The following is a 26,933-nucleotide window of genomic DNA, read 5'->3' as shown; positions in this document are numbered from 1 at the left end:
CAGGTGTGATCAGCTCCAGCGGGAGAAGTCATGTCGCGCTCGGTCAATGGACATTCCGCCGCACTCTCGCCCGGCGAGGTGATTCGCCGGGCGAGAGTGCTCAGCGGCAGGTCTCAGGCGGATGTGGCCTCTGAGCTGGGCTACCACCAGTCGAAGATCAGCCGGCTGGAGAGCGGCAAAGGAACCCAGGACATGGAGGTTCTGCGGACTGTCGCAGCTGTGCTCGGCATCCCCCTGGCGAGCTTTGGTCTCGCATCTTCGATCAGCGCGGAGAACCGGACGGACGATATGCACCGTCGCGATTTCCTGGCTGCGAGCGTCGCCACGCTCGCAGCTCCAGCAGGCTACCCGCGTGCGGGCATTGAGCTGGTTCAGGAGCTTCTTCCCGGACCGGTCCGCTCCGAAGATCCGCCACAGCCGCCGACCGTGCTTGCGGCTCGGTTGTCCCGAGCCCGGGGGCAGTTCTACTCCTGCCGGTACGCCGAACTCGAAGCAGGCCTACCTCGGTTGATCGCCGACCTCCGGCGAGCTCAGCAGGAGAGCCGCGGTGACGACCAGGCTCTCTCATGCATGCTCGCGACGGCGTACCAGACTGCGGTGAGCCTGCTGCTCAAGCTTGGTGATCAGGGGAACGCCTGGCTTGCCGTCGGTCGGGCCATGGCGGAGGCCGAGCGGAGTTCTGATCCGGTGGTGATGGCCTCCAGTGTCCGCGTTCAGGCGCATGTTCTTGCTCGTGATCGGCACACGGTGCCAGCCATCAACCTTATTCGTCATACTGCCGACCAGCTTGTCGGGAGCTATGACCGGCGATCGCCCCAGTACCTCGCCGCGTTCGGACTCATGCTCCTCCGTGGAGTAACCGCAGCTAGTGCGGGCGGCGACCGTGCGACGGCGGCGGAGTTCCTCGTCGAAGCCCGGGATGTCGCGCGTTATGTCGATCTCGACAGCCCGGACTCCTGGGCGAACTTCAGCTCAACCAACGTCGCGCTGCATGCAGTCAGCTCCGCCGTGGTTCTAGGCGATGCCGGAATGGCGCTTGAGGCCGCCCAGCCTCTGATGCGCCGCCGTATCCCCGTTCCAGAGCGGCGGGCCGCACTCTGGGTGGACGCGGCACGCGCTTACAGCCAACAAGGCAAACTGGCTGAGGGGTACCGGGCACTGCGGATCGCGGAGAGCTGTGCGTCGGAGGACATTCGCCGACGTCCCAGTGTGCTGGAGCTGGCTGCTGACATGGCGGCACGCGACCGGCGCGGTACCGTCCCGGAGCTGCGCCGTTTCTGCCAGGAGTTGGGAGTCCAGGTTTGAGTGAGCACCGCGAGCCGTTCCTCTACATCGTTGTCTGCGCCTCGGGAATCGCCGACGGAGTGCGCGAACTGATCACCGCCGCCCACGCCGAAGGCTGGAAGGTCGGTGTGATCGCCACTCCCAACGCTCTGAGCTTCATAGACCAGGAAGCCATCGAGGCGCAGACCGGCTATCCGCTCCGATCCGCCTGGCGCACACCGAAGATCCCGCAGCCACTGCCTCCGGCCGACGCCATCGCGGTCGCGCCGGCCACGTTCAACACCATCAACAAGTGGGCTGCCGGCATCTCCGACACGCTCGCGCTCGGCATACTCTGCGAGGCGTACGGGCTCGATATCCCCGTAGCCGTCCAGCCCTACGTCAACTCCGCTCAGGCTGCCCACCCGGCCTACCCGGAGAGCCTGGCACGGCTTCGCTCGATGGGCGTGCTGATCGGCGACTACGTACCGCACAAGCCCAAGTCCGGCGGTGGCCGCGACAAGTACAACTGGACTCACGTCCTCGACCTGCTCCGTCCGGCACTGCGGGAGAAGGTCAATTCCACCGGGGAGTGACGGGACTCAGGTCCGGTGTGGCACCGGCCATCCGCACCCACGACGGCCGGCACCTGCTGTGACCCGGCGGCCTGCTCGCCGAGCAGGCCGCCGGGGGCGCGGGGGAGCGTAGTGGGTGGGCGCACTCGGTGGTGGGGAGCGCCTGGTTGGGGCTGACGGGTGGGGTGGGGGTCGGTACTCTGGCGAGGAGGTTCCCGGGTGAGTGGAGCTGGTGGTCATGCTGCGGCGCATTCCCTTCGACCGGCCGGAGCCGATGGTGGTGGCGCCGGAGTTCCGTCAGCTCCAGGAGTCCGGTGAGATCCTGCAAGTGCGCACCCCCGCCGGGCACTTGGGCTGGCTGGTGACCCGGCATGACGATGTGATCCGCATGCTGTCGGACGAGCGGTTCGAGCGGGCGCATCCTGATCCCGTTTCGGCGCCCGTGCTCTCCGACGCGGGGCAGTTTTACGGGCCCCAGGGTACCGACGGCGACCGTCTTGAGGACGAGTTCCGGATCCTGCGGCGCGCGACCGCCAACTCCCTGTCCGTGCGCCGGGTCCGTCAACTGCGCCCACGGATCGAGGAGCTCGTCTCCCTGCGGCTCGACCAGCTGGAGGCCGCGGGCCCGCCGGCGGACCTCCACTCCCTGCTCGCCGAGCCGCTGCCCGTCGACGTGGTCTGCGAACTGCTCGGCGTACCGGCGGCCGACCGTGACGAATTCCAGGTCTGGACCGCGGACGTCGTCTACCTGGCCGAGCCGGACCGGGTCATCGACGCCCTGGGCAAGCTGAACGACTACATGCGGCCGTTGATGGCCCGCAAGCGCCTCGAACCGGCGGAGGACGCGCTCACGGAACTCGTGCGCGCCCAGCAGGCCGGGCTGATCGACGAGAACCTCGCCGTCCTCTGGTCGGTGGCGCTGCTCTTCGCCGGCCACGTGACGACCGTGACCCGGATCGGCACCGGCGTCCTCCACCTGCTTGCCCATCCCGAGCAGCGCCGGGAGATGCTGAGCGGCCCCGACCTCCTCGCGGCGACCGTCGACGAACTGCTCAGGGTCAGCCAGCAGGACCTGGGCCTCGTCTGGCGCTGGGCCGCCGTCGACGTCGAGACCCGGGGCGGCCTGATCAAGGCCGGTGACCTGGTCCTGTTCGCCAACGGCCCGGCCTGCCTGGACCCGACCGCCTACCCGGAGCCGGACCGGTTCGACATCCACCGCGAGCAGGGGCCGCACACCGCCTTCGGCGCGGGCCCCCACCTCTGCGTCGGGGCCGCTCTGGCCCGGCTGGAGCTGCAGGTGGTGTTCGAGCTGCTGTTCCGCCGGTTCCCGGGGCTGCGGCTGGCCGTACCTGAGGAGGGCCTGCGCTGGCGGGACAGCCAGTTGACCGGCGGGCTGCTGGAGCTGCCTGTCACCTGGTGACGGAGTCCGCAGACGTAATCCCAGTGAGACGCGCAAGCTCCGCGTGATAGACCAGACGACATTATGAACATCTGTGTCTTCTGCTCCGCGTACTCCCTCGACGACCGCTACTCCGCCCCGGCCGCGGAGTTCGCCCGGCTCCTCGGGGAGGGCGGGCACACCCTCGTCTGGGGTGGCTCGAACGCCGGCCTGATGGGGCTCCTCGCCGACGAGGTGAAGGCGGCGGGCGGCCGGACCGTCGGGGTGATGGTCGAGATGCTGCGGCACAAGGCGTACGTCGGCGCCGACGAGCTGGTGTGGACCGCCGACCTCGCCGAGCGCAAGGCGGAGCTGGCCGCGCGGGCGGACGCGATCGTCGTGCTGGTCGGCGGGCTGGGCACCATGGACGAGGTCACCGAGGTGCTGGAGCTCAAGAAGCACGGCCGCTTCGAGAAGCCGGTGGTCGTCCTGGACACCGAGGGCTTCTACGCGGGCCTGCGCACCCAGATGGAGCGGATGGACGCCGAGGGCTTCCTGCCCCGCCCGCTCGCCGAGCTGCTCACCTTCGCGGACACGCCCGCCGAGGTGTTCGCGCAGCTCAAGGCCTGAGAGGATCGGGACCATGGCTGCACACCTGATCACCGGCGCTGGCTCCGGCATCGGCGCCGTCCTGACCGAGAAGCTCGCCGAGCGCGGGGACGAGCTCTGGCTGCTGGCCCGCGACGCCCGTCGGGGCGCCGAGTTGCGCGAGCGCTTCCCCGGGGCGAAGACCCTGTCCGGTGACCTCGGGGACCCGGGCAAGCTGTCCTGGGCCCTCGGGCACCAGCAACTGCCCGTCCGGCTGGACTCGCTGCTGCACGTCGCCGGCATGGTCGAGCTCGGTACGGTCGGCGACCTGACCCCGAAGGCCTGGCAGCAGACGCTCAACGTCAACCTGATCGCCCCCGCCGAGCTCACCCGGCTGCTGCTGCCGTCCCTGCGGCTCGCCAAGGGCCACGTGCTGTTCGTCAACTCCGGCGCCGGCCTGAACGCCCACGCCGAGTGGTCGGCGTACGCGGCCAGCAAGCACGGCCTCAAGGCGCTCGCCGACTCTCTGCGCCAGGAGGAGCACGCCAACGGGGTCCGGGTCACCTCCGTCTACCCCGGCCGCACCGCCACCGCGATGCAGGTCAAGGTGCACCAGCAGGAGGGCAAGGAGTACGACGCCGACCGCTGGATCGAGCCCGAGTCCGTCGCCAAGGCGATCCTCGCGGCCCTGGACGCCTCGCGGGACGCGGAGATCACCGACATCACCGTCCGTCCCGGGCGGTAGGAGCGGATCCGGACGGCCCCGGTGCCGGGCCCCGCGCCCGGCACCGGGGCCGTCCGGCTGAGTAGGCTCGGGCGGGTGAGCACCCCACACCCCTTCCCCGACCTGCGCGGCGCCTCCACCGGAGTCGGCTCGCTGCCCGGCACCGACGCCCGGGAGGCCGCCAAGACCTCCACCGGGGCACTGGAGCACCTGCCGTTCCTGCCCGAGCTGCCCGCGCGCGGGCCGGGCGCCGACATGATCGGACGCGGCGCCGGCCTGCTGGTCGAGCTGTTCGCGCAGACCGAGCCGAGCGGCTGGCGGTTCACCGACCGCCCCGGTCGGGACACCCGGCGCGCCCACTCCTGGCTCGGCGAGGACCTGGACGCGCTGGAGGAGTTCACCCAGGGCTACCAGGGCGCGCTCAAGGTCCAGGCCGTCGGCCCCTGGACGCTCGCCGCGAGCATCGAGCTCAAGTACGGCGAGAAGGCGCTCGCCGACCCCGGCGCCTGCCGCGACATCGCCGGCTCGCTCACCGAGGGCCTGCGCCGCCACCTCGCGGACGTCCGCAAGCGGGTGCCCGGCGCCGAGGTCGTGCTGCAGCTGGACGAGCCCTCGCTGCCCGCCGTGCTGGCCGGGTCGGTGAAGACCGCCAGCGGCTTCCAGCGGCTGCGCGCCGTCGACCGGCAGGTCGCCGAGGAGGTACTGCGGGAGACCGTCCGCGGTGTGGACGCGCCCGTGGTGGTGCACAGCTGCGCGCCGGACGTCCCGGTCCCGCTGCTGCGCCGGGCCGGGGTCGCCGGGATCTCCCTCGACTTCTCCCTCCTCACCGAGCGCCAGGACGACGACCTCGGCGAGGCCGTGGAGGGCGGCACGATGATCCTCGCTGGTGTCGTCCCCGCCACTGACCAGGCAGTGTCCGACCCTGCCGGTAGTGTCCAGGGGGTCAGGACCCTGTGGCGCAGGCTCGGGTTCGCCCCGGAGCTGCTGGGCCGTCGCGTACTGGTGACGCCGACCTGCGGGCTGGCCGGGGCCTCCCCGGCGTACGCGCGCAGGGCGCTGTCGTCCGCGGTGCGGGCGGCGCAGAGCCTGGTGGACAACCCGGAATGAGAAGGTAGGAGGCTTGCGGTGACGGCTGTCGAGGGCTGGGAGGACGTCCCGGCGGAGGTGCGCAGGCGGCACGTCGAGCTGTCGCAGGAGATCACCGACCACCGGGCCCGGTACTACGAGCAGGACGCGCCGGTCGTCAGTGACGCCGAGTTCGACGCGCTGATGCGGGAGCTGGAGGCGATCGAGGCCGAGCACCCGGCCCTGGTCACCCCGGACTCGCCGAGCCAGAAGGTCGGCGGGGCCGCCGCCGGGCTGTTCGCCGAGGTGGAGCACCGCGAGCGGCTGCTCAGCCTGGACAACGCGATGGACGACGAGGAGCTGGCCGCCTGGGCCGAGCGGGTCGCCACCGAGCTGCACGGCATCGACTACCACTACCTGTGCGAGCTCAAGGTGGACGGCCTGGCCGTCAACCTCACCTACGAGAACGGCCAGTTGGTGCAGGCGGCGACGCGCGGCGACGGCCGGGTCGGCGAGGACATCACCGCCAACGTCCGCACCATCAAGGAGATCCCGCACCAGCTCAAGGGCGACGACATCCCGGAGCTGGTGGAGATCCGCGGCGAGGTCTACTTCCCGACCGAGGCCTTCGACGCGCTCAACGCGTCCTTCGCGGAGGAGAACGAGCGCCGCCGGCAGGAGAACGAGGAGCGCGCCAAGGAGGGCAAGCGGCCCCGGGCGATGATCCGGCTGTTCATGAACCCCCGCAACGCCGCCGCCGGTTCGCTGCGCCAGAAGGACCCGCACGTCACCGCCTCCCGCCCGCTGCACATGGTGGTGCACGGCATCGGCGCCCGGGTCGGCTTCGACATCGACAACCAGTCGCACGCGTACCGGTTGCTGCACGACTGGGGCCTGCCGACCGCCCGGCACAACAAGGTGGTGGGGACGCTCGCCGAGGTGCGGGCCTTCATCAAGCACTTCGGCGAGCAGCGGCACTCGGTCGAGCACGAGATCGACGGCGTCGTGGTGAAGGTGGACGAGATCGCCCTGCAGGGCCGGCTCGGCGCCACCTCCAAGTCCCCGCGCTGGGCGATCGCGTGGAAGTACCCGCCGGAGGAGGTCACCGGCAGGCTCGCCGAGATCAAGGTCGGCGTCGGCCGCACCGGCCGGGCCACTCCGTACGCGGTGCTGGCCGAGCCGGTGAAGGTGGCCGGCTCGATGGTGCAGTACGCGACGCTGCACAACCAGGAGATCGTCAAGGCCAAGGACGTGCTGCTCGGCGACACCATCGTGCTGCGCAAGGCCGGCGACGTCATCCCGGAGATCCTCGGCCCGGTGTACGACCTGCGGGACGGCACCGAGCAGGCCTTCGTGATGCCCTCGCACTGCCCGGAGTGCGGCACCGAGCTGCGGCCGATGTCCGAGGGGGACATCGACCTGCGCTGCCCGAACGCCCGGTTCTGCCCGGCCCAGATCCGGGAGCGGATCGCCTTCCTCGGCGGCCGGTCCTGCCTGGACATCGAGGGGCTCGGCTATGTCGCGGCCACCGCGCTGACCCAGCCGCTGGAGCCGGCCGAGGCGCCGGTCAGGAACGAGGGCGACATCTTCGGGCTGTCCGAGGAGCAGCTCCTGCCGATCAAGGTGCTGGTGCGCGACCAGAAGACGGGCATGCCGAAGCTGGACGACGTCACCGGCGAGGAGAAGGAGGTGTTCTTCTTCGCGACCACCACGGGCGCGGCGAAGAAGACCACCGGGCTGCTGCTGGAGAACCTCGACAAGGCCAGGGACCGGCCGCTCTGGCGCTACCTCAACGGGCTGTCCATCCGGCACGTCGGCCCGGTCGCGGCGCAGGTGCTGGCCCGGGAGTTCCGCGACCTGGACCGGATCTTCGCGGCCACCGAGGAGGAGCTGGCCGCCGCGGAGGGGGTCGGTCCGACCATCGCCCGCTCGATCAGGGAGTGGTACCAGGTCGACTGGCACCGGGAGATCCTGGAGAAGTGGCGCGCCGCCGGTGTCCGCTTCACCGAGGAGTTCGCCGACGAGGAGGGGGCGGAGCGCCCGTTGGAGGGCCTGACCGTGGTGGTGACCGGCACCCTGGCCGGCCACACCCGGGACGGCGCCAAGGAGGCGCTGACCACGCGCGGAGCGAAGGTGACCGGTTCGGTTTCGAAGAAGACCGATTTCGTGGTCGCTGGTGACAACCCAGGGTCCAAGTACGACAAGGCCGTTCAGCTCGGCCTGCCGGTCCTGGACGACGCGGGGTTCGCCGTGCTGCTCGCCGACGGGCCGGCCGCCGCCCGCGCCCACCTGGGACTTCCGGAGCCGGAGGAGGCCGTGGGGGTGGAGAAGAAGCCCGTCGAGGACTGATCCCGAGCCGACCCGAGCGGTCCGTGACCGGATCGGTGTTGTTATCGTCCTGATGCAGCGTCACCGGGTGCCACACAGTGAAAGCGGGCATTGTGTCACTGTGTGACACCCGAGCGCGGTGGCGCGTTTCCGGTTGTCCGAAAGTCTGCCCACCGGGTGGAGCCCGGCATACCCTGGAGCGCAACAGAGTGTCAGCAGGGGTGGGGGCACCGGCTGGGCCGGTGCTCCTCGGGGTCGCTCCATGCCCGGCAGCTGTCGGTACCGGCACGGTGCCTCACCGTAAGGCGGCCTGACGGGGCGGGCCCGACGGAGGACAGGGCTTATGGATCGTACGACCGGCGGTGCGCCCACACGCCCGCCGCAGGGGGTGGCGGGTGCGGTCCTGCTGCTCGGCGTGCTGCTGGCCGGAGCCGCGCCGCTCATCCCGCTGGCCGTCCTGGTCTACCGGTACGAACCCGAGTTGCTGCCGCTGTTCGCCGTGCCCCTGGCGGTGCTGGTGGCGGCCTGGCGGATCGCCCGGGACCGCGCCCGGGACCAGCTGAGCGACCCGCTGACGGATCTGCCCAACCGTCAGGCCCTGCTGTTGGCCGCCCAGGAGGCGATCGCGGAGTGTGAGCAGGGCTACAGCGTCGGTCTCATCCTGCTCGACCTCGATCGCTTCCGATCACTCAACGACACACTCGGTCATACGGCCGGTGACCGGCTGCTGGTTCACATCTCCCGCCGGCTGCACCGGGCCCTGCGCTCCGGCGGCCCGGCCGGCAGCGCCACCAGGGAGTCCATCGACGACGTCTTCGCCGGGCTGCCCCGGCACTACCGCCGCGGCCGCCCGATGGTGGCCCGGATGGGCGGCGACGAGTTCGCCGTCCTGCTGCCCGGCATCAACTGCCCGGACAGCCTGGAGCGGGTCGCCAAGGCGCTGATCGCCGAACTGGCCGCCCCGATCCGGCTGGACGGACTGCTGCTCGTCCTGGAGGCCAGCGCCGGCGTCTGCGTCTACCCGCAGCACGCCCAGGACGCCGAGGCGCTGCTGCGCCGGGCCGACGTCGCGATGGGCCACGCCCAGCGCGGGTGCAGCGGCGTCGCCCAGTACGACGAGACCCAGGACGCCGACACGCCGTACCGGATCGGACTGCTGGGGGACCTGCGCCGGGCGCTGGAGACCGGCGAGGTGCAGCTGCACTACCAGCCGAAGGTGGCCTTCGACGGTCGGGTGGTCGGCCTGGAGGCGCTGCTGCGCTGGGAGCGGCCCGGCCAGGGGAAGGTCTCGCCGGACGAGTTCGTCGGGCTCGCCGAGTCCAGCGGACTGATGCCCCGGCTCACCGACTACGTGCTGGAGGCCGCCGTCGGCCAGCTCGCGTACTGGCGCGACCAGGGCCTCCAGGTGCAGGTCGCGGTCAACGTCTCGCCGCGCGACGTGCTCAACCCGGGCTTCGCCCAGCGGGTGGCCGGCCACCTCGTGCGCCACCAGGTGCCGGCCCACGCGCTCCAGCTGGAGATCACCGAGCGGCTGCTGCTGGACGACTCCCGGCGGGCCGCCGACACCCTGGCCGAGCTGCGCGGCTACGGCGTCGGGATGTCCCTGGACGACTTCGGCACCGGGCACTCCTCGCTGGTGCGGCTGCGCAGCCTGCCGGTCGGCGAGCTGAAGATCGACCGCTCCTTCGTCTCCCGGATGGTCGCCGACGACCACGACGCGGCGGTGGTCCGATGCTCGGTGGAGCTCGCCCACTCGCTGGGCCTGACGGTGGTCGCCGAGGGCGTCGAGGACGACGAGACCTGGGAGCGGCTGCACTGCATGGGCGTGGACGCCGTCCAGGGCTGGCTGGTGTCGGCCGCGCTGCCGGCCGAGCAGGCCACCGCCTGGTTGCGGGTGCACCGCACCGGCGCCCCGCCGGTGGAGCGGCTCGGTGTGCCGCCCCAGCTGCACGCCGGCTTCCGGCCGGGCCAGGGCGCCAAGCCGGTCGCCCAGCCGGCCGGGCCGCCGGTGCTGCCGCCGACGCTCCCGCCCGTCCGGCCGCCGGTCGCCCCGCCCCCGCTGCCGCCGGTGGCGCAGATGGTGCAGGCCGCGCACCGGGAGGTCGAGCAGCAGGGGTGCGCCGCCGCCCGCACCCAGCCGCAGCAGCGCCCGCCGGACGCCGCCGTCCGGCGGTGACGGCGGCCGGCGGGTGAACCGGTGGAGGCGGTGGACGAACGGGTGGAGCGACCGGTGGACGGCCCGGTGGGCGACCGGTGACGGGCGCCTCGGCTCACTCGTTGGCCGGGGTGGGGGACGGGCCCCATAGGATGGGGTCCAAAGACCACGAGGACGGAGCGCCGAACCCGGCTGCTCCTGCCCGGGCCCGGCGCCGCCCGCAAGGCACCGCCGGGTCTCACCAGAACTCACCCTGAGGATCGCTGCATGCCTGGCATCACGCGCGAGGAGGTCGCCCACCTCGCCCGGCTGTCGCGTCTTGAGCTGAAGCCCGAAGAGCTGGACCACTTCGCCGAGCAGCTCGACGTGATCATCGGCGCGGTCGCCCGCGTTTCCGAGGTCGCCGGACAGGACGTCCCGCCGACCTCCCACCCGCTGCCGCTGACCAACGTCATGCGTGCGGACGAGGTACGGCCGTCGCTCACCCCGGAGCAGGCGCTGTCCGGCGCCCCCGCCGCCGAGGAGCAGCGTTTCCGTGTGCCGCAGATCCTCGGGGAGGACTGACCGAGATGACCGAGCTGATTCGTTTCACCGCCGCCGAGACCGCGAGCGCCATCGCCAAGGGCGAGGTGTCCGCCGTCGAGGTCGCGCAGGCCCACCTGGACCGCATCGACGCCGTCGACCAGAAGGTCAACGCCTTCCTGCACGTCGACACCGAGGGCGCGCTGGCCGCGGCCAGGGCCGTCGACGAGAAGCGCGCCAAGGGCGAGGAGCTGGGCCCGCTGGCCGGCGTCCCGCTCGCGCTCAAGGACGTCTTCACCACCAAGGGCATCCCGACCACCTGTGGCTCGAAGATGCTCGAGGGCTGGATCCCGCCGTACGACGCCACGCTGACGAGCCGTCTCAAGGACGCCGACGTCGTCATCCTCGGCAAGACCAACATGGACGAGTTCGCGATGGGCTCCTCCACCGAGAACTCCGCGTACGGCGTGACCGGCAACCCGTGGGACCTCTCCCGCATCCCCGGCGGCTCCGGCGGCGGTTCGGCCGCCGCGCTGGCCGCCTTCGAGGCCCCGCTGGCGATCGGCACCGACACCGGCGGCTCGATCCGCCAGCCCGGCGCCGTCACCGGCACCGTCGGCGTCAAGCCGACCTACGGCTCGGTGTCCCGCTACGGCCTGGTGGCGTTCTCCAGCAGCCTGGACCAGGGCGGCCCGTGCGCCCGCACCGTGCTGGACGCGGCCCTGCTGCACGAGGCCATCGCCGGGCACGACCCGCTGGACTCCACCTCGATCGACGCGCCCGTCCCGGCCGTGGTCGAGGCCGCGAAGATGCGCGACATCCGCGGCATGCGGATCGGCGTCGTCAAGGAGTTCGCCGGCGAGGGCTACCAGGCCGGCGTGATGCAGCGCTTCAACGAGTCGGTGGAGCTGCTGCGCGAGCTGGGCGCCGAGGTCGTCGAGGTCTCCTGCCCGTCGTTCACCCTGGCGCTGCCGGCGTACTACCTGATCGCGCCGAGCGAGTGCTCCTCCAACCTGGCCCGCTTCGACGCGATGCGCTACGGCCTGCGGGTCGGCGACGACGGCAGCCGCTCGGCCGAGGAGGTCACCTCCCTGACCCGCGAGGCCGGCTTCGGCCCCGAGGTCAAGCGCCGCATCATCCTGGGCACCTACGCGCTGTCCTCGGGCTACTACGACGCCTACTACGGCTCGGCCCAGAAGGTCCGTACGCTCATCTCGCGCGACTTCGACGCCGCCTTCGCGGGCGTGGACGTCCTGGTCTCGCCGACCACGCCGACCACCGCCTTCCCGATCGGCGAGCGCGCCGACGACCCGATGGCGATGTACCTGGCCGACCTGTGCACGATTCCGTCGAACCTCGCGGGCAACGCGGCCATGTCGCTGCCGGTCGGCCTGGCGCCGGAGGACAATCTCCCGGTCGGCCTGCAGATCATCGCACCCGCGATGGCGGACGACCGCCTGTACCGCGTGGGCGGTGCCGTCGAGGCCGCGCTCAACGACAAGTGGGGGCACACCCTGCTGGAGGAGGCACCGGCACTGTGAGCAAGATCGAGAAGGCCAAGGCCCAGTCCACGTCGCTCAAGGGCTTCAAGCACAGCAAGCCCGGCCTGTGGCTGTCCATCGGCACCAGCGCGTTCGGCGCGATCTCCGTCGTCAAGGACGTCCGCAGGGCCCGCGAGGAGAGCGACACCCTCAAGCTGGTCAACGCCCTGGTCGGCGCGGCCGCGCTGGTCACCGGCACGGCCCTGCTGGTGCGCGAGCTGCGCCGGCTGGGCTCCGACGACGTGCTGCTGGGCTGAGCCGAGCTGAGCGCCCCGGCCCGGCCCCGCGCGATGCGGCGGCCGGGCCCGTACCTCCCAAGCTTCAAGTGAGAAGGGACGCTGTGAGCGTCATGAACCTGGTCTCCTACGAGGACGCTCTCGCGTCGTACGACCCGGTGATGGGCCTTGAGGTCCACGTCGAGCTGGGTACCAAGACCAAGATGTTCTGCGGTTGCTCGACCGAGCTGGGCGCCGAGCCGAACAGCCAGACCTGCCCGACCTGCCTGGGCCTGCCGGGTTCGCTGCCGGTGGTCAACGCGGTCGGCGTGGAGTCGGCCGTCAAGATCGGCCTGGCGCTGAACTGCGAGATCGCCGAGTGGTGCCGGTTCGCGCGGAAGAACTACTTCTACCCGGACATGCCCAAGAACTTCCAGACCTCGCAGTACGACGAGCCGATCGCCTTCAACGGCTACCTCGACGTGCAGCTGGAGGACGGCTCGACCTTCCGGGTGGAGATCGAGCGTGCCCACATGGAGGAGGACACCGGCAAGTCCAGCCACGTCGGCGGGGCCACCGGCCGCATCCACGGCGCCACCCACTCGCTGCTCGACTACAACCGGGCCGGCATCCCGCTGATCGAGATCGTCACCAAGCCGATCGTCGGCGCCGGCGAGCGTGCCCCCGAGGTCGCCAAGGCGTACGTCGCCGAGCTGCGCGAGGTCATCCGCTCGCTCGACGTCTCCGAGGCCCGGATGGACAAGGGCCAGATGCGCTGCGACGTCAACCTGTCGCTGCGCCCGAACGGCACCGAGACCTTCGGCACCCGCTCGGAGACCAAGAACGTCAACTCGCTGCGCAGCGTGGAGCGGGCCGCCCGGTTCGAGATCCAGCGGCACGCCACGGTGCTGACCGACGGCGGCACCATCATCCAGGAGACCCGCCACTTCCACGAGGAGAACGGCAGCACCACCTCGGGCCGGATCAAGGACAACGCCGAGGACTACCGCTACTTCCCCGAGCCGGACCTGGTGCCGGTGGCCCCCGCCCGCGAGTGGGTCGAGGAGCTGCGCGCCGCCCTGCCCGAGCTGCCGCGGGTGCGCCGCGCCCGGCTGCAGGCCGAGTGGGGCCTGTCCGACAAGGACATGCAGTCGGTGCTCAACGCCGGTGCGGTGGGCCCGATCCAGGAGACCATCGCGGCCGGTGCCCCGGCCGACCAGGCCCGCAAGTGGTGGATGGGCGAGCTGGCCCGCCGCGCCAACGAGACCGGCACCGAGCTGAGCGAGCAGCCGATCACCCCGGTGCAGGTCGCCCGGGTCGCCGCGCTGGTCGCCGAGGGCAAGCTGAACGACAAGCTGGCCCGCCAGGTCATCGAGGGCGTGCTGGCCGGCGAGGGCGAGCCGGACGAGATCGTCGAGAAGCGCGGCCTGGCCGTGGTCTCGGACGACTCCGCGCTGGGCGCCGCCGTCGACCAGGCCATCGCCGAGAACGAGGCGATCGCCGCCAAGATCCGCGACGGCAAGGTCCAGGCCGTGGGCGCGCTGGTCGGCGCGGTCATGAAGGCCACCCGCGGCCAGGCCGACGCCGCCCGGGTGAAGGATCTGATCCTGGAGCGGCTTGCCGTGGAAGGACAGTGAGCACAGTCCGGAGAAGCTCGGCGTCTCCGCCTGAGTGCCACCCGGCCTGTCAAGCCTGCCTTCCTAAGGTATCTAAGGCATCTAAGGCCCTCTAAGTAAGGCCTAAGGCCCCGCCTCACCTATGTATCTAGGTGAGGCGGGGCCTTAAACCTTTCTTGGCGACCGATCTAAGGCAGCTGGGCCCCGGAAGATGCGGCAGGCTCCCGATGCGGCACCCCCCACTGGCGGAGGAAGCTCTTACCTGTCAGCAAGACGGAGTGAGAACCCGAGGGGGAACCGGAAATGATCGAGTACCAGACCTTCCAGCAACAGGCCCACGAGCTCGTGGCCCGCGCCGAGCACGAGCGCCTGGTGCGCGAGGCCAAGGAGGCCCGCCGACTGCGGCAGCGCCCGGTGGCCGCCCGCTTCCAGCGGCGCCCCGTGCGTCGGCCCGAATGCTGACGGTTCGGCACCACGACGGTGCCGAAGGAGCTCCGGAGGGGGAGACGCCGCGAACGGGCGTCTCCCCCTCCGGGCGTTCGGGCTCGGAACCCCGTTCGCCTCGGGAGATAACCCCTCGGCCGGGCCCCACCGGCTATGGCATGCTCGCCTCCATGCAGCAGACATCGGTCAGCCCCGTCTTCGTCGGCCGCGGCAGCGAGATCACCGAGCTGACCGACGCGCTGCGCCGCGCGGGCACCGGCAGTCCGCAGGCCGTCCTGGTCGGCGGCGAGGCGGGGGTCGGCAAGACCAGGCTGCTGGAGGAGTTCCTGGAGCGGGCCGCGGCCCAGGGGGCGGTCACCACGCTCGGCAGCTGTCTGGAGGTCGGCGCCGAGGGCCTGCCGTACGCGCCGCTGGCCGCCGCGCTGCGACGGCTGCACCGCTCGCTCGGCCCCGAACTGGAGGCCGCCGCGGCCGGCAGCGAGAGCCATCTCGCCCTGCTGCTGTCCGAGTTCGGCGAGGTGGACGGCGAACCCAACGACGAGTACAGCCGGGCCCGGCTGTTCGAGCACACCGCGAGGCTGTTCGAGCGGCTCGGCGCGGAGCGTACCCTCGTCCTCGCCGTCGAGGACCTCCACTGGTCCGACCGCTCCACCCGCGAGCTGCTCGCCTTCCTGGTGCGCACCCTGCACCGCTCCCGGGTGCTGCTGGTCGCCACGTACCGCACCGACGACCTGCACCGCCGGCACCCGCTGCGCCCCTTCCTGGCCGAGCTCGAACGGCTGCGCACCGTCCAGCGGCTGGAGCTGGCGCGGTTCGGCCGGCGCGAGGTGGCCGCCCAGCTGGCCGGCATCCTCGGCACCGCCGCCCCCGACCGCCAGCTGGTGGACCGCATCCACCGCCGCTCGGAGGGGAACCCGTTCTTCGTCGAGGAGCTGGCCACCGCCTTCGAGGACGGCTTCGGCGCCGGGCTGACCGACTCGCTGCGGGACATCCTGCTGGTGCGGGTCGAGGGCCTGGACGAGGAGGCCCAGCGGGTGGTGCGGATCGCCGCCGAGGGCGGCTCGCACGTCGAACACGCCCTGCTGGCCGCCGTCCTGGACGACGAGGAGGCGCTGATCGAGGCGCTGCGGGTGGCCGTCGGCGCCAACATCCTGCGCCCGGACAGCGAGGGCGAGGGCTACCGGTTCCGGCACGCGCTGGTCCGCGAGGCCGTCTCGGACGACCTGCTGCCCGGCGAACGGCACCGGATCAACCGCAAGTTCGCGCTCGCGGTGGAGGCCCAGCCGCAGCTGGTCCCCGGCGACGCGCTGGCCGCCCGGCTGGCCAACTACTGGTACCACGCGCACGATCCGGCCCGCGCCCTGCCGACCGCCCTGGACGCCGCCCGCGCGGCCCGCCGCCGCAACGCCTTCGCCGAGCAACTCGGCATGCTGGAACGGGCCCTGGAACTGTGGGACCTGGTCTCCGAGGAGGTGCTGGCGCACACCCTGCGCCCGTACGACTGGGCCGAGACCTACCCGCCCGGCTCCCGGGACCACGACGCCGCGGACGAGGACTGCGACCGGATCCAGCTGGAGGACGTGCTGGCCGAGGCGGTGGTCGCGGCCCGGCGCAGCGGCGACCGCGAGCGCGGCCTGAGCCTGGCCAAGCGCGGCATCCGGCTGGTCGACGAGGTGGAGCACCCGGTGCGGGCGGCCTGGTTCCGGATCAACCGGGCCCGGATGCTGGGCAGCCTGCGCCGCTCCGGGGACGAGGAGGAGATCGCCCACGCCCACCGGCTGGTGGAGCACCTGCCGCCGTCCGCCGTGCAGGCCGAGGTGTTCGCGCTCAGCGCCAACTCCGCCATGCTCAAGACCCCGGGGCCCGAGCACGTCGAGCTGGCCGAGCGGGCGATCCGGATCGCCCAGGAGGTCGGCGCCCACTCGGTCGAGGTGCACGCCCGGATGACCCTCGGCGGCCTGCGCTACGACGTGCAGGGCGACGCCGAGGGCGGGCTGACCGAACTCGCCGGCGCGGTCGAGCGGGCCCGCCTGCTGGGCGTGCCCGACCTCCTGCTGCGCGGCATCAACAACCTGGCCAGCATGCAGCGCGGGCTGGGCCGGCCCGAGGCGGCCGTCCGGCTGGCCAGGGAGGGGCTGGAGTTCGCGGACGGCAACGGCCTGCTGCGCAACATCGGCGCCATCCTGACCGGCAACCTGGTCGAGGCGCTGACCGACCTCGGACGGGTGCGGGAGGCCGCCGAGGTGCTGGCCGGCTACGAGTCGACCAGCCTGACCGGCACCCACGCCGAGTTCCTGGACCGGATGCGCGGCGACCTCGCCGTGCTGGCCGGGGACCTCGCGACCGCGGCGGCCATGCTGGCGCAGGCCCGGGCGGCGAACCGGATCGGCCAGGTCCAGCACAGCGTGCCGATCAGCCGGCTGGCGATCCGGATCGCGGCGCTCGGCGGGCGGCCGCTGGAGGCCCGGGACGAACTGCTCGCCGCGCTCGCGGAGGAGGGCAGGACCGGCAACGAGTCCGACGTCTACCCGCTGCTGGCCGAGGCGGCCGCGGTGGAGGCGGACAGCCGGGGCCTGCCGCAGGCCGAGGCGGGTCGGCCCGGGGCGCTGGCCGTGATCGCCGAGGCCGCCGCCGAGCTACGGCCCAGGGCGCCGCTGCACCACGGCTGGGCCCGGCTGCTGGAGGCCGAACTGGCCCGGGCCGAGGGCGCCGACACCCCGCGGGAGTGGGCCGCCGCGGTCGAGGCGCTGCGGCCGACCGGCCTGCCGTACCCGCTGGCGCTCGCCCTGCTGCGGGCCGGCGAGGCCGAGGTGCAGGCCGGCCGGCGCGAGGCCGGTGCCGAACTGCTGCGCGAGGCGGCCGAACTGGCGGCCGTCCGGGACGACCGGCCGCTCGGCGGGCAGATCGCCGCGCTGGCCGAGCGGGCCGGGCTGAGCCTCGCCCCGGCCGAGCGGGCGGCCGCGGTGCCGGCCCAGGCCGCCGGGGACTCCTTCAACCTCACCCCCCGTGAGCGGGACGTGCTGCGGCTGCTGGCCCGCGGCTGGACCAACCGGCAGATCGCCGAGGAGCTGTACATCTCTCCGAAGACCGCGAGCGTGCACGTCTCCAACATCCTCGGCAAGCTCGCGGTCGGCGGCCGGGGCGAGGCGGCGGCGCTGGCGCACCGGCTGCGGCTGTTCCCGGACGACCTGGCCTCCTCCGGCCGTTGAACGGGGCGCCGGCACGGGCCCGGACCGGCTTGGGCCGGTCCGGGCCCGCCGTTCGTCCACCCTGGCACCGGTGTTCGGGCGCCTCCCCGTGCTCCCGTGCGCGCCGCGTGAGCCCCCGTCCGCGCGCCGCCGCCAACCGGGCCGATCCGTAGGAATCGGGGGCATTTCCCCACCCTTTCGCCATTACTCTAAGTTGAGTGTGTGTGTCATTGAGTGACGGAATTGGTGTAGGGTCCATTTTGGGAGCATCGGTACGGTGTGGCGTCCGGCAGGCCGCCCGCCCCCTGGGCCGCCGTCCTGACGGGGCGCCAGGCCACCGCGTACGTCCGAGAGGTGCGCGGCCGGTGGTCCGTGGCCGGGGCGCGAGGCCCCGGGCCGGAGGGGGAGAGGCCGAGTGAGCTCCACCGAAACGGTGCTGCCCGGAACCGGGCGGCCGGACGCGCCGCGCGTCGACACGTCCGCCGTCGACGTGCCCGCAGCCGTCCGCTGTAGACGGCTGTGCCGGATCCGGGACAGCCGCGCGCTGCCCGGCTTCGTCCTGGGCGCGCTCTGCGCGGCCTACGCCTGGGGCGCCGCCGCGGGCTGGGGATCGCACCAACTGTCCGTCTTCATGGGTGACTTCGGGCTGGCCGCGGCGGCCCTGGCGGCCACCCTGTCCTGCCTGGTGTACGGCTGCACCGTCGGTGGGCACGCCCGCCCGGCCTGGCTGCTGTTCGGCCTCTCCTCGCTCATGGTCGCCTTCGGCAACGGCACCTGGGGCTGGTACGAGCTGGTCCTGCGCTCCCCGCTGCCCGAGGACTCGCTCGCCGAGTACGCCTTCCTGCTGTTCGCCCCGCTCGCCATCACCGGCGTCCTGGTGCTCGCCCAGCACCCGCGCACGGCGGCCGGCTGGCTCTGCCTGCTGCTCGACGGCTGGCTGATCGCCGGCTCGCTGTTCACCCTCAGCTGGAGCCTGGCGCTCGGCCGGATCGCGGCCGGGGAGGACGGCTCACCGCTGCGCCTGGCCCTCAACCTGGCCTACCCCGTGCTGGACATCCTGCTGGTCAGCCTGGTCGTCGGGCTGCGCTTCCGGGGTCGGGACGGCAACCGGGCGGCGGTGCACACGGCCATGCTGGCGCTCGCCGTCACCGTCACCTGCGACGCCCTGTTCACCTCCCCGGAACTGCGCAGCAGCTACCACTCGGGCGAACTGCTGGACGCCGGCTGGTTCGCCGGCAGTCTGCTGCTGGGCTGGGCGCCGTGGTCGCCGCGCTGGCGCCGTCCGCTGCGCGACCACCCCTCGGCCGGCGGCCTGCCGCACCGCCGGGTGGCCACCACCTTCAGTGCGCTCACCCCGTACGCGGCCGCCGCGGTCTGCACCGCCGGAATCCTCTACAACGCCCTCGGCGGGCGGGAGTTGGACCGGGTGGTGGCCGCGGCGGCCTGCACCGTCGGGCTGGCGCTGATCCTGAGGCAGGGCGTGATGCTGCTCGACAACCTGTCGCTGGCCCAGGAACTCGCCCACAAGGAGGCGCACTTCCGCTCCCTGGTGCAGGGCTCCAGCGACGTCATCATGATCGCCGGCGCCAACGGCGTGCTCTCCTACGTCTCCCCGGCCGCGCTCGGCGTCTACGGGCGGGACCCGGAGGAGCTGGTCGGCGGCAACCTGCTGGACCTGGTGCACCCCGAGGACGTCGGCCGGGTGCTCTCCGAGGTCCGCCGCTACCTCGCCAGAGTCCGGCTCGCCACCCACCGCAGCCCCGGCACCGCCGTGCCCTCCGCCCGGGTCGAGTGCCGGATCAGCTCCGGCGCGGGGGAGTGGCTGCACGTCGAGTCCAGTGTCAGCAGACATCGCGACGGCCTGCTGCTCAACAGCCGGGACGTCACCGAACGCGTCATGCTCCAGGCCCAGTTGCACCACAACGCCTTCCACGACCCGCTCACCGACCTGCCCAACCGGGCGCTGTTCACCCAGCAGCTGCGGGCCGCCCTCGGCGCCCGCGGCCAGCAGGGCGAGACCGGGGCCGGGATCGCGGTGCTCTTCCTCGACCTGGACGGCTTCAAGGCGGTCAACGACACCGCCGGACACCAGGTCGGGGACGAGCTGCTGGTGCAGGCCGCCCGCCGGCTCCAGGGCGCCGTCCGCTGCGGGGACACCGTCGCCCGGTTCGGCGGCGACGAGTTCGCCGCGCTGGTCTGCGGCCCGCTCGGCCGCCTCCAGGTCCAGGAACTGGCCGAGCGGCTGCGCCTCGCGCTCTCCGAGCCGTACTGGATCGGCGGCGCCGAACTCAGCGTCGCCGCCAGCATCGGCATCGCCTTCGGCGCCCCCGAACGCGGCCCGGCGGCCGACCCCAGGGCCGCCGCCGACGAGCTGATGCGCAACGCCGACCTCGCGATGTACCGGGCCAAGTCCGAGGGCAAGGGCCGGGTGGTGCTCTACACCCCCGCCATGCGGGCCGACCTGGAGCGCCGCACCGAACTGGAGGAACGGCTGCGGCTGGCCGTCCGGGAGGGCGGCTTCACGCTGCTCCACCAGCCCGTGGTGGACCTCGGCAGCGGCGCGGTGACCGGCGTGGAGGCCCAGGCCCGCTGGCGCTCGGTCGGCGGCCTGCTGCTCACCCCGGCCGAGTTCCTGCGCTCGACCGAGCACGGCGACGCGGCGACCAGGTTCTCCCGCTGGCTGGTCCTGGAGGCGGTCAGCGCGGCCGCCGAGCGCCGCGGCCTGCCGGGCCGGGGCCGCGGACTGCCCGAGCCCGTCCCGGTGGCCGTCCGGCTGTCCGTCGAGCGGCTCTGCTCGCCCGGCCTGTACGAGACGGTGGCCGCGGCGCTGCGCGACAGCGGGCTGCCCGCCGACGAACTGGTGATCGAGGTGGCCCGGATGGGCCCGGACTCGCTCGCCGACGAGCTCGGCCGCCGGCTCACCGCCCTGCGCGGCCTCGGCGTCTCCACCTGGCTGGCCGGGTACGGCGCCGGTGGCGGCTCGCTCGGCGCCCTCGCCCGGCTGCCGCTGGACGGGCTCAAGCTCGACCGCACCCTCGTCCAGGACCTCGGCGAATCCCCGCTCAGCCGCACCCTCGCCGGGCACGCGCTGCGACTCGGCCGCGACCTCGGGATGGTCACCGCCGCCGAGGGGGTGGACCTGCCGCGCCAGGTCGCCGCGCTGCGCGAGCTGGGCTGCGGACAGGCCCAGGGCTCGGCCTTCGCCCCGCCCCTGGACGAGCCCCGGCTGCGCCGGGCGCTGGCCCGCCGCGACTACCCACTGCCCACGTCGACGGGTCCGCTCCCGGCCCGCCGCCCGTACCCGCCGACCGTCGACGACACCCGGACGGGTGGCCGCCCGAACGGCCGGGCGGACGCCACGCCGGGACGTGGCGCACATCACCATGGCGGCTCTGACCTGCCCGAACACCGTGCCGTTACTGGTCCGTCGGGGGGTCCGCATGGCGAGACGGTCGTCCCACCTGCTTGACACGTTGCCCCGCACGGGAGGAAGGTCGTTGCCATGCGCACCCGAATTCTCGTACTTGGCGGGCGCGTCGGCTGAGTGGGCTCGTACGCCCTGCTCGTGACAGACCGACGCGCCACCCCTCGCATGCCCTTGGGCACGAGGGGTTTTTTGTTGCACTGACGCTGTTCCACCTCCGCAAGACCCCTGGCCTCGACCCCCGAGCAAGTCCGACCTGTCGGATCAAGCGGGACGATTGAGGCAGAGCCGGCGATCGACCCGGACCGGGACCCCACCCTCGCAGCACCGGGGCCCGCACACCGGGTCGGCAAAACCCGAGAAGAGACAGGCAGATGACCGAGCACGCCGCATCCCCCCGCCGCGGGGACAACCCGGCCGCCAACGCTCCCGCTCCCCAGCACGTCGTCGAGACCATGACCGGCGCCCAGTCGCTCATCCGCTCCCTGGAGGCCGTGGGCGCGGACACCGTCTTCGGTATTCCGGGCGGGGCCATCCTTCCCGCGTACGACCCCCTGATGGACTCCGTCAAGGTGCGCCACATCCTGGTCCGTCACGAGCAGGGCGCCGGTCACGCCGCCACCGGCTACGCCCAGGCCACCGGCCGGGTCGGGGTCTGCATGGCGACCTCGGGACCGGGTGCGACCAACCTGGTCACCCCGATCGCCGACGCCTACATGGACTCGGTGCCGGTCGTCGCCATCACCGGCCAGGTCTCCTCCAAGGCGATCGGCACCGACGCCTTCCAGGAGGCGGACATCTGCGGCATCACGATGCCGATCACCAAGCACAACTACCTGGTCACCGACCCGGCCGAGATCCCCCGGGTGATCGCCGAGGCCTTCCACATCGCCGCCACCGGCCGCCCCGGCCCGGTCCTGGTCGACATCGCCAAGGACGCGCTCCAGGCGACCACCACCTTCCGCTGGCCGGTCGAGACCGCGCTGCCCGGCTACCGCCCGGTGACCAAGCCGCACGCCAAGCAGATCCGCGAGGCCGCGAAGCTGCTGGTCAGCGCCAAGCGCCCGGTGCTGTACGTCGGCGGCGGCGTGCTCAAGGCGCAGGCCACCGCCGAGCTGCGGATCCTCGCCGAGCTGACCGGCGCCCCGGTCGTCACCACCCTGATGGCGCTCGGCGCCTTCCCGGACAGCCACCCGCAGCACCTGGGCATGCCCGGCATGCACGGCTCCGTCCCCGCCGTCACCGCGCTCCAGAAGTCCGACCTGCTGTTCACCCTCGGCGCCCGCTTCGACGACCGCGTCACCGGCAAGCTGGACGGCTTCGCCCCCAACGCCAAGGTCGTCCACGCCGACATCGACCCGGCCGAGATCGGCAAGAACCGCCCGGCGGACGTGCCGATCGTCGGCGACGCCCGCGAGGTCCTCGCCGACCTGATCGTCGCCGTCCAGGCCGAGTTCGACGCCGGCCACAGGGGCGACTACACCGAATGGTGGGAGCGGCTCGACGAGTGGAAGAAGACCTACCCGCTCGGCTACGAGCCGGCCCCGAACGGGCAGCTCTCGCCGCAGCAGGTCATCGAGCGGATCGGCCGGATGGTCGGCTCCGACGCGATCTACGCCGCCGGCGTGGGCCAGCACCAGATGTGGAGTTCGCAGTTCATCCAGTTCGAGAAGCCGGGCACCTGGCTCAACTCGGGCGGCGCGGGGACGATGGGCTACGCCGTCCCCGCGGCGATGGGCGCCAAGGCCGGCCGGCCGGAGACCGCGGTCTGGGCCATCGACGGCGACGGCTGCTTCCAGATGACCAACCAGGAGCTGGTCACCTGCGCCCTGAACGACATCCCGATCAAGGTCGCGGTCATCAACAACGGCTCGCTGGGCATGGTCCGGCAGTGGCAGACGCTGTTCTACAACCAGCGCTACTCCAACACCGTGCTGCACTCCGGCCCCGGCCACGACGGCGTCGAGCCGCCGGTCCAGGGCACCCGGATCCCCGACTTCGTCCGGCTGTCCGAGGCGATGGGCTGCGTCGGCCTGCGCTGCGAGCGCCCCGAGGACCTCGACGCCGTCATCAAGCAGGCGATGGAGATCAACGACCGTCCGGTCGTCATCGACTTCATCGTCCACCAGGACGCCATGGTCTGGCCGATGGTCGCGGCCGGCACCAGCAACGACGAGATCCAGTTCGCCAGGGGCGTGCGCCCCGACTTCGGCGACGATCTCGACTGATGTCCCTGCCCGCCCGCCCGTCGCCCGCCACCACCCTTCTCGGGACCGGCTGTGCCGGACCCCTCCTGTGCGACTGAGGAACCCCATGTCCAAGCACACCCTCTCCGTCCTGGTCGAGAACAAGCCCGGCGTGCTCGCCCGCATCGCCGCACTGTTCTCCCGGCGGGGTTTCAACATCGACTCCCTCGCCGTCGGCTCGACCGAGCACCCGGACGTGTCCCGGATGACGATCGTGGTCAACGTCGAGGACCTCCCGCTGGAACAGGTCACCAAGCAGCTCAACAAGCTCGTGAACGTGATAAAGATCGTCGAACTCGACCAGTCCGCTGCGATCCAGCGGGAACTGGTCCTGGTGAAGGTCCGCGCCGACAACGAGACCCGGTCGCAGATCGTCGAGATCGTCCAGCTGTTCCGTGCCAAGACCGTCGACGTGTCGCCCGAAGCGGTGACCATCGAGGCCACCGGCAGTTCGGACAAGCTGGAGGCCATGCTCCGGATGCTGGAGCCTTACGGCATCAAGGAGTTGGTCCAGTCCGGCCTGGTCGCCATCGGCCGCGGCGCGCGCTCCATCACGGACCGCTCGCTGCGCGCCCTGGACCGCAGCGCCTGACCGGCGTCATCTCAAACCCTGAAGCAACGACCCAAACCCCCCGCCGGTGCGCATACGGTGAACACCGCGTACCCGGCAACCACCACGCAAGGAGATGTGCCCCCGTGGCCGAGCTGTTCTACGAAGACGACGCCGACCTGTCCATCATCCAGGGCCGCAAGGTCGCGGTCATCGGCTACGGCAGCCAGGGCCACGCCCACGCGCTGTCGCTGCGCGACTCCGGCGCCGACGTCCGGGTCGGCCTGAAGCCGGAGTCCAAGTCCCGCGCCAAGGCGGAGGAGGCCGGCCTGCGCGTCGTCACCCCGGCCGAGGCGGCGGCCGAGGCCGACGTCATCATGATCCTGGTGCCGGACCCGATCCAGGCCGACGTCTACGAGGCCGACATCGCCCCGCACCTGAAGGCCGGCGACGCCCTGTTCTTCGGCCACGGCCTGAACATCCGCTTCGGCTTCATCAAGCCCCCGGCGGACGTCGACGTCTGCATGGTCGCCCCGAAGGGCCCGGGCCACCTGGTCCGCCGCCAGTACGAGGAGGGCCGCGGCGTCCCCGCGATCGTCGCGGTCGAGCAGGACGCCTCGGGCAACGCCTTCGCCCTGGCGCTGTCGTACGCCAAGGGCCTGGGCGCCACCAAGGCCGGCGTCATCAAGACCACCTTCACCGAGGAGACCGAGACCGACCTGTTCGGTGAGCAGGCCGTCCTCTGCGGTGGCACCGCCGCCCTGGTGAAGGCCGGGTTCGAGACCCTGGTCGAGGCCGGCTACCAGCCGGAGATCGCCTACTTCGAGTGCCTGCACGAGCTGAAGCTCATCGTCGACCTGATGTACGAGGGCGGCCTGGAGAAGATGCGCTGGTCGGTCTCCGAGACCGCCGAGTGGGGCGACTACGTCACCGGCCCGCGGATCATCACCGACGCCACCAAGGCCGAGATGAAGAAGGTCCTCGCCGAGATCCAGGACGGCACCTTCGCCAACACCTGGATCGCCGAGTACAAGGCGGGTCTGCCCAAGTACAACGAGTACAAGAAGGCCGACGAGGACCACCTGCTGGAGACCACCGGCAAGAAGCTGCGCTCGCTGATGAGCTGGGTCAACGAGAAGGCCTGAGCTCGTCAAGGCCCTTCCCGGCCCTGATTTTGTAACTCGCTTGTACAAGTAGGCTGCTCCCGTCCGGGTGATTTCGCCGGACGGGAGCAGCCCGCCACCCAGCCCGTCGATACACTCCGAGTGCGCGTCAGGCCCACAGCGTCGTGCGTCTACTCACGCGGCATGCCACCTTCCCCCGCCCTCCACGCCACCCACGTGCCCGGGGGAACCGGACAGTTAAGGACCCACTGTCGTGAGCACTGTGACCACTGCGAAGACCGGCGTAGTTCTGATCGCCGAAGAGCTCTCGCCCGCCACCGTCGACGCCCTCGGCCCCGACTTCGAGATCCGCCACTGCAACGGCGCCGACCGCACCGAGCTGCTCACCGCGATCGCCGACGTCGACGCGATCCTGATCCGCTCCGCCACCAAGGTCGACGCCGAGGCGCTGGCCGCGGCCCGCAAGCTCAAGGTCGTCGCCCGGGCCGGTGTCGGCCTGGACAACGTGGACGTCTCCGCCGCCACCAAGGCCGGCGTGATGGTCGTCAACGCGCCGACCTCCAACATCGTCACCGCCGCCGAGCTCGCCTGCGGCCTGCTGATCTCCGTCGCCCGCAACATCGCGCCGGCCAACGCCGCGCTCAAGCAGGGCGAGTGGAAGCGCAACAAGTACACCGGCGTCGAGCTGAGCGAGAAGACCCTCGGCGTCGTCGGCCTCGGCCGGATCGGCGTCCTGGTCGCCCAGCGGATGTCCGCGTTCGGGATGAAGATCGTCGCGTACGACCCCTACATCCAGGCCGCCCGCGCCGCGCAGATGGGCGTCAAGCTGGTCTCGCTGGAGGAGCTGCTGGAGGTCTCGGACTTCATCACCGTCCACCTCCCCAAGACCCCGGAGACCATCGGCCTGATCGGCGACGACGCGCTGCACAAGGTCAAGCCGACCGTCCGCATCGTGAACGCCGCCCGCGGCGGCATCGTGGACGAGGAGGCGCTGGCGAACGCGCTGCGCGACGGCCGGGTGGCCGGCGCCGGTCTGGACGTGTACGCCAAGGAGCCGTGCACCGACTCCCCGCTGTTCGCCTTCGACAACGTGGTCGCCACCCCGCACCTGGGCGCCTCCACCGACGAGGCGCAGGAGAAGGCCGGCATCGCCGTCGCCCGGTCGGTGCGCCTCGCGCTGGCCGGCGAGCTGGTGCCGGACGCGGTGAACGTCCAGGGCGGCGTGATCGCCGAGGACGTCCGTCCGGGCCTGCCGCTGGCCGAGAAGCTCGGCCGGATCTTCACCGCGCTGGCCGGCGAGGTGGCCGTGCGCCTCGACGTCGAGGTCCGCGGCGAGATCACCCAGCACGACGTCAAGGTGCTCGAACTGTCCGCGCTGAAGGGCGTGTTCGAGGACGTGGTGGCGGAGACGGTGTCCTACGTCAACGCCCCGCTGTTCGCCCAGGAGCGCGGTGTCGAGGTCCGCCTGACCACCTCCAGCGAGAGCCCCGAGCACCGCAACGTGATCACCGTCCGCGGCACGCTCGCGGGCGGCGAGGAGATCGCCATCTCCGGCACGCTGGCCGGCCCCAAGCAGACCCAGAAGATCGTCGGCGTGGACGCCTTCGACGTGGACGTGGCGCTCACCGACCACATGGCCTTCTTCAAGTACGAGGACCGCCCCGGCGTGGTCGGCGTGCTCGGCCGCCACCTCGGCGACGCGGGCATCAACATCGCCGGCATGCAGGTCGCCCGCGACGGCGGCAGCGCGCTGGCCTCCATCACCGTGGACACCGAGATCCCGCAGGAGGTGCTGTCGGCCATCGCCGCCGAGATCGGCGCCCGCTTCGCGCGCTCGGTCGACCTGGGCTGATCCACCGGCTCCGGCGGGGGGGCGGGCCCCCCCCCCCACCGGGGGGGGGGCCCCCCGGGGGCGGGGGGGGCGCCCCCGGGGGCCCCGGGGCGCCCACTGGGCGGCCGGGGGGCCGGCGCGGGGCCCCCCCCCCAC

19 protein-coding genes are annotated in these 26,933 nt (G+C 72.2%); all 19 read left to right on the top strand.

Going from position 1 to position 26,933, the window contains the following annotated elements; genetic code table 11:
* Positions 1–30: 30 nt before the first annotated feature.
* The 19 genes from ACGF0D_RS01350 to serA all read left to right on the top strand — a co-directional run bounded on the left by ACGF0D_RS01350 (position 31) and on the right by serA (position 26,798).
* The gene (locus ACGF0D_RS01350; RefSeq protein ID WP_392913538.1) at positions 31–1,305 is read left to right on the top strand and encodes a helix-turn-helix domain-containing protein; all 1,275 of its coding nucleotides are present in this window, start codon (positions 31–33) and stop codon (positions 1,303–1,305) included.
* Positions 1,302–1,859: a flavoprotein gene (locus tag ACGF0D_RS01345; RefSeq protein WP_392913536.1), complete on the top strand. Its 558-nt coding sequence runs from the start codon at positions 1,302–1,304 to the stop codon at positions 1,857–1,859. Before ACGF0D_RS01350 ends, ACGF0D_RS01345 begins: the two co-directional genes overlap by 4 nt.
* Before the next feature lie 202 nt (positions 1,860–2,061).
* Positions 2,062–3,258 (top strand): cytochrome P450, encoded by a 1,197-nt coding sequence (locus ACGF0D_RS01340; RefSeq protein WP_392913534.1) that lies wholly within the window; start codon positions 2,062–2,064, stop codon positions 3,256–3,258.
* Between the two features lie 63 nt (positions 3,259–3,321).
* Entirely contained in the window at positions 3,322–3,846 is a 525-nt protein-coding gene (locus ACGF0D_RS01335; protein WP_392913531.1) for a TIGR00730 family Rossman fold protein, read from the top strand.
* A gap of 13 nt (positions 3,847–3,859) precedes the next feature.
* Positions 3,860–4,549 carry an SDR family oxidoreductase gene (locus ACGF0D_RS01330; protein WP_392913530.1) on the top strand — a complete coding sequence of 230 codons (690 nt, stop codon included), beginning with the start codon at positions 3,860–3,862 and terminating at the stop codon, positions 4,547–4,549.
* A gap of 75 nt (positions 4,550–4,624) precedes the next feature.
* Positions 4,625–5,635, top strand: a complete 1,011-nt coding sequence (locus ACGF0D_RS01325; RefSeq protein ID WP_392913528.1) for a methionine synthase — start codon at positions 4,625–4,627, stop codon at positions 5,633–5,635.
* An 18-nt stretch (positions 5,636–5,653) separates the two neighbouring features.
* Positions 5,654–7,942 (top strand): NAD-dependent DNA ligase LigA, encoded by a 2,289-nt coding sequence (ligA, locus tag ACGF0D_RS01320; protein ID WP_392913526.1) that lies wholly within the window; start codon positions 5,654–5,656, stop codon positions 7,940–7,942.
* A 322-nt stretch (positions 7,943–8,264) separates the two neighbouring features.
* Positions 8,265–10,097 carry a putative bifunctional diguanylate cyclase/phosphodiesterase gene (locus ACGF0D_RS01315; RefSeq protein ID WP_392872850.1) on the top strand — a complete coding sequence of 611 codons (1,833 nt, stop codon included), beginning with the start codon at positions 8,265–8,267 and terminating at the stop codon, positions 10,095–10,097.
* A 246-nt stretch (positions 10,098–10,343) separates the two neighbouring features.
* Entirely contained in the window at positions 10,344–10,640 is a 297-nt protein-coding gene (gatC, locus tag ACGF0D_RS01310; protein WP_030057414.1) for an Asp-tRNA(Asn)/Glu-tRNA(Gln) amidotransferase subunit GatC, read from the top strand.
* A gap of 5 nt (positions 10,641–10,645) precedes the next feature.
* Positions 10,646–12,139 (top strand): Asp-tRNA(Asn)/Glu-tRNA(Gln) amidotransferase subunit GatA, encoded by a 1,494-nt coding sequence (gene gatA, locus ACGF0D_RS01305; RefSeq protein ID WP_392872847.1) that lies wholly within the window; start codon positions 10,646–10,648, stop codon positions 12,137–12,139.
* Entirely contained in the window at positions 12,136–12,396 is a 261-nt protein-coding gene (locus tag ACGF0D_RS01300) for a hypothetical protein (protein ID WP_392872845.1), read from the top strand. Before gatA ends, ACGF0D_RS01300 begins: the two co-directional genes overlap by 4 nt.
* An 83-nt stretch (positions 12,397–12,479) precedes the next feature.
* Positions 12,480–13,991 carry an Asp-tRNA(Asn)/Glu-tRNA(Gln) amidotransferase subunit GatB gene (gatB, locus tag ACGF0D_RS01295; RefSeq protein ID WP_392913524.1) on the top strand — a complete coding sequence of 504 codons (1,512 nt, stop codon included), beginning with the start codon at positions 12,480–12,482 and terminating at the stop codon, positions 13,989–13,991.
* A 282-nt stretch (positions 13,992–14,273) separates the two neighbouring features.
* A complete protein-coding gene (locus tag ACGF0D_RS01290) occupies positions 14,274–14,432 on the top strand; it encodes a hypothetical protein (protein WP_158077676.1) in 159 nt (52 codons plus the stop codon).
* 152 nt (positions 14,433–14,584) lie between these two features.
* Positions 14,585–17,623, top strand: a complete 3,039-nt coding sequence (locus ACGF0D_RS01285) for an AAA family ATPase (RefSeq protein WP_392913522.1) — start codon at positions 14,585–14,587, stop codon at positions 17,621–17,623.
* 496 nt (positions 17,624–18,119) lie between these two features.
* On the top strand, positions 18,120–21,071 hold the full coding sequence (locus ACGF0D_RS01280) for a putative bifunctional diguanylate cyclase/phosphodiesterase (RefSeq protein ID WP_392874192.1): 2,952 nt from the start codon (positions 18,120–18,122) through the stop codon (positions 21,069–21,071).
* A gap of 329 nt (positions 21,072–21,400) precedes the next feature.
* Positions 21,401–23,254 (top strand): acetolactate synthase large subunit, encoded by a 1,854-nt coding sequence (locus ACGF0D_RS01275; RefSeq protein ID WP_392913520.1) that lies wholly within the window; start codon positions 21,401–21,403, stop codon positions 23,252–23,254.
* A gap of 85 nt (positions 23,255–23,339) precedes the next feature.
* The gene (ilvN, locus tag ACGF0D_RS01270) at positions 23,340–23,864 is read left to right on the top strand and encodes an acetolactate synthase small subunit (protein WP_049657946.1); all 525 of its coding nucleotides are present in this window, start codon (positions 23,340–23,342) and stop codon (positions 23,862–23,864) included.
* Positions 23,865–23,968: 104 nt separating this feature from the next.
* Positions 23,969–24,967 carry a ketol-acid reductoisomerase gene (gene ilvC / locus ACGF0D_RS01265; protein WP_097236149.1) on the top strand — a complete coding sequence of 333 codons (999 nt, stop codon included), beginning with the start codon at positions 23,969–23,971 and terminating at the stop codon, positions 24,965–24,967.
* 241 nt (positions 24,968–25,208) lie between these two features.
* Positions 25,209–26,798 (top strand): phosphoglycerate dehydrogenase, encoded by a 1,590-nt coding sequence (serA, locus tag ACGF0D_RS01260; protein WP_392874189.1) that lies wholly within the window; start codon positions 25,209–25,211, stop codon positions 26,796–26,798.
* Positions 26,799–26,933: the final 135 nt, after the last annotated feature.

The organism is Kitasatospora sp. NPDC048298 (genome assembly GCF_043201465.1).
Taxonomy (GTDB): domain Bacteria; phylum Actinomycetota; class Actinomycetes; order Streptomycetales; family Streptomycetaceae; genus Kitasatospora.
The sequence above is the reverse complement of the archived record's forward strand: the minus strand, read 5'-3'. Positions and strand labels throughout refer to the sequence as shown.

Bases quoted from the DNA above. Each gene is read 5' to 3' on its own strand.
- gatA (WP_392872847.1), top strand. From the start codon at position 10,646: ATGACCGAGCTGATTCGTTTCACCGCCGCCGAGACCGCGAGCGCCATC.
- ACGF0D_RS01330 (WP_392913530.1), top strand. From the start codon at position 3,860: ATGGCTGCACACCTGATCACCGGCGCTGGCTCCGGCATCGGCGCCGTC.
- ACGF0D_RS01275 (WP_392913520.1), top strand. From the start codon at position 21,401: ATGACCGAGCACGCCGCATCCCCCCGCCGCGGGGACAACCCGGCCGCC.
- ACGF0D_RS01285 (WP_392913522.1), top strand. From the start codon at position 14,585: ATGCAGCAGACATCGGTCAGCCCCGTCTTCGTCGGCCGCGGCAGCGAG.
- ACGF0D_RS01335 (WP_392913531.1), top strand. From the start codon at position 3,322: ATGAACATCTGTGTCTTCTGCTCCGCGTACTCCCTCGACGACCGCTAC.
- ilvN (WP_049657946.1), top strand. From the start codon at position 23,340: ATGTCCAAGCACACCCTCTCCGTCCTGGTCGAGAACAAGCCCGGCGTG.
- gatC (WP_030057414.1), top strand. From the start codon at position 10,344: ATGCCTGGCATCACGCGCGAGGAGGTCGCCCACCTCGCCCGGCTGTCG.
- ACGF0D_RS01350 (WP_392913538.1), top strand. From the start codon at position 31: ATGTCGCGCTCGGTCAATGGACATTCCGCCGCACTCTCGCCCGGCGAG.
- ACGF0D_RS01290 (WP_158077676.1), top strand. From the start codon at position 14,274: ATGATCGAGTACCAGACCTTCCAGCAACAGGCCCACGAGCTCGTGGCC.
- ACGF0D_RS01315 (WP_392872850.1), top strand. From the start codon at position 8,265: ATGGATCGTACGACCGGCGGTGCGCCCACACGCCCGCCGCAGGGGGTG.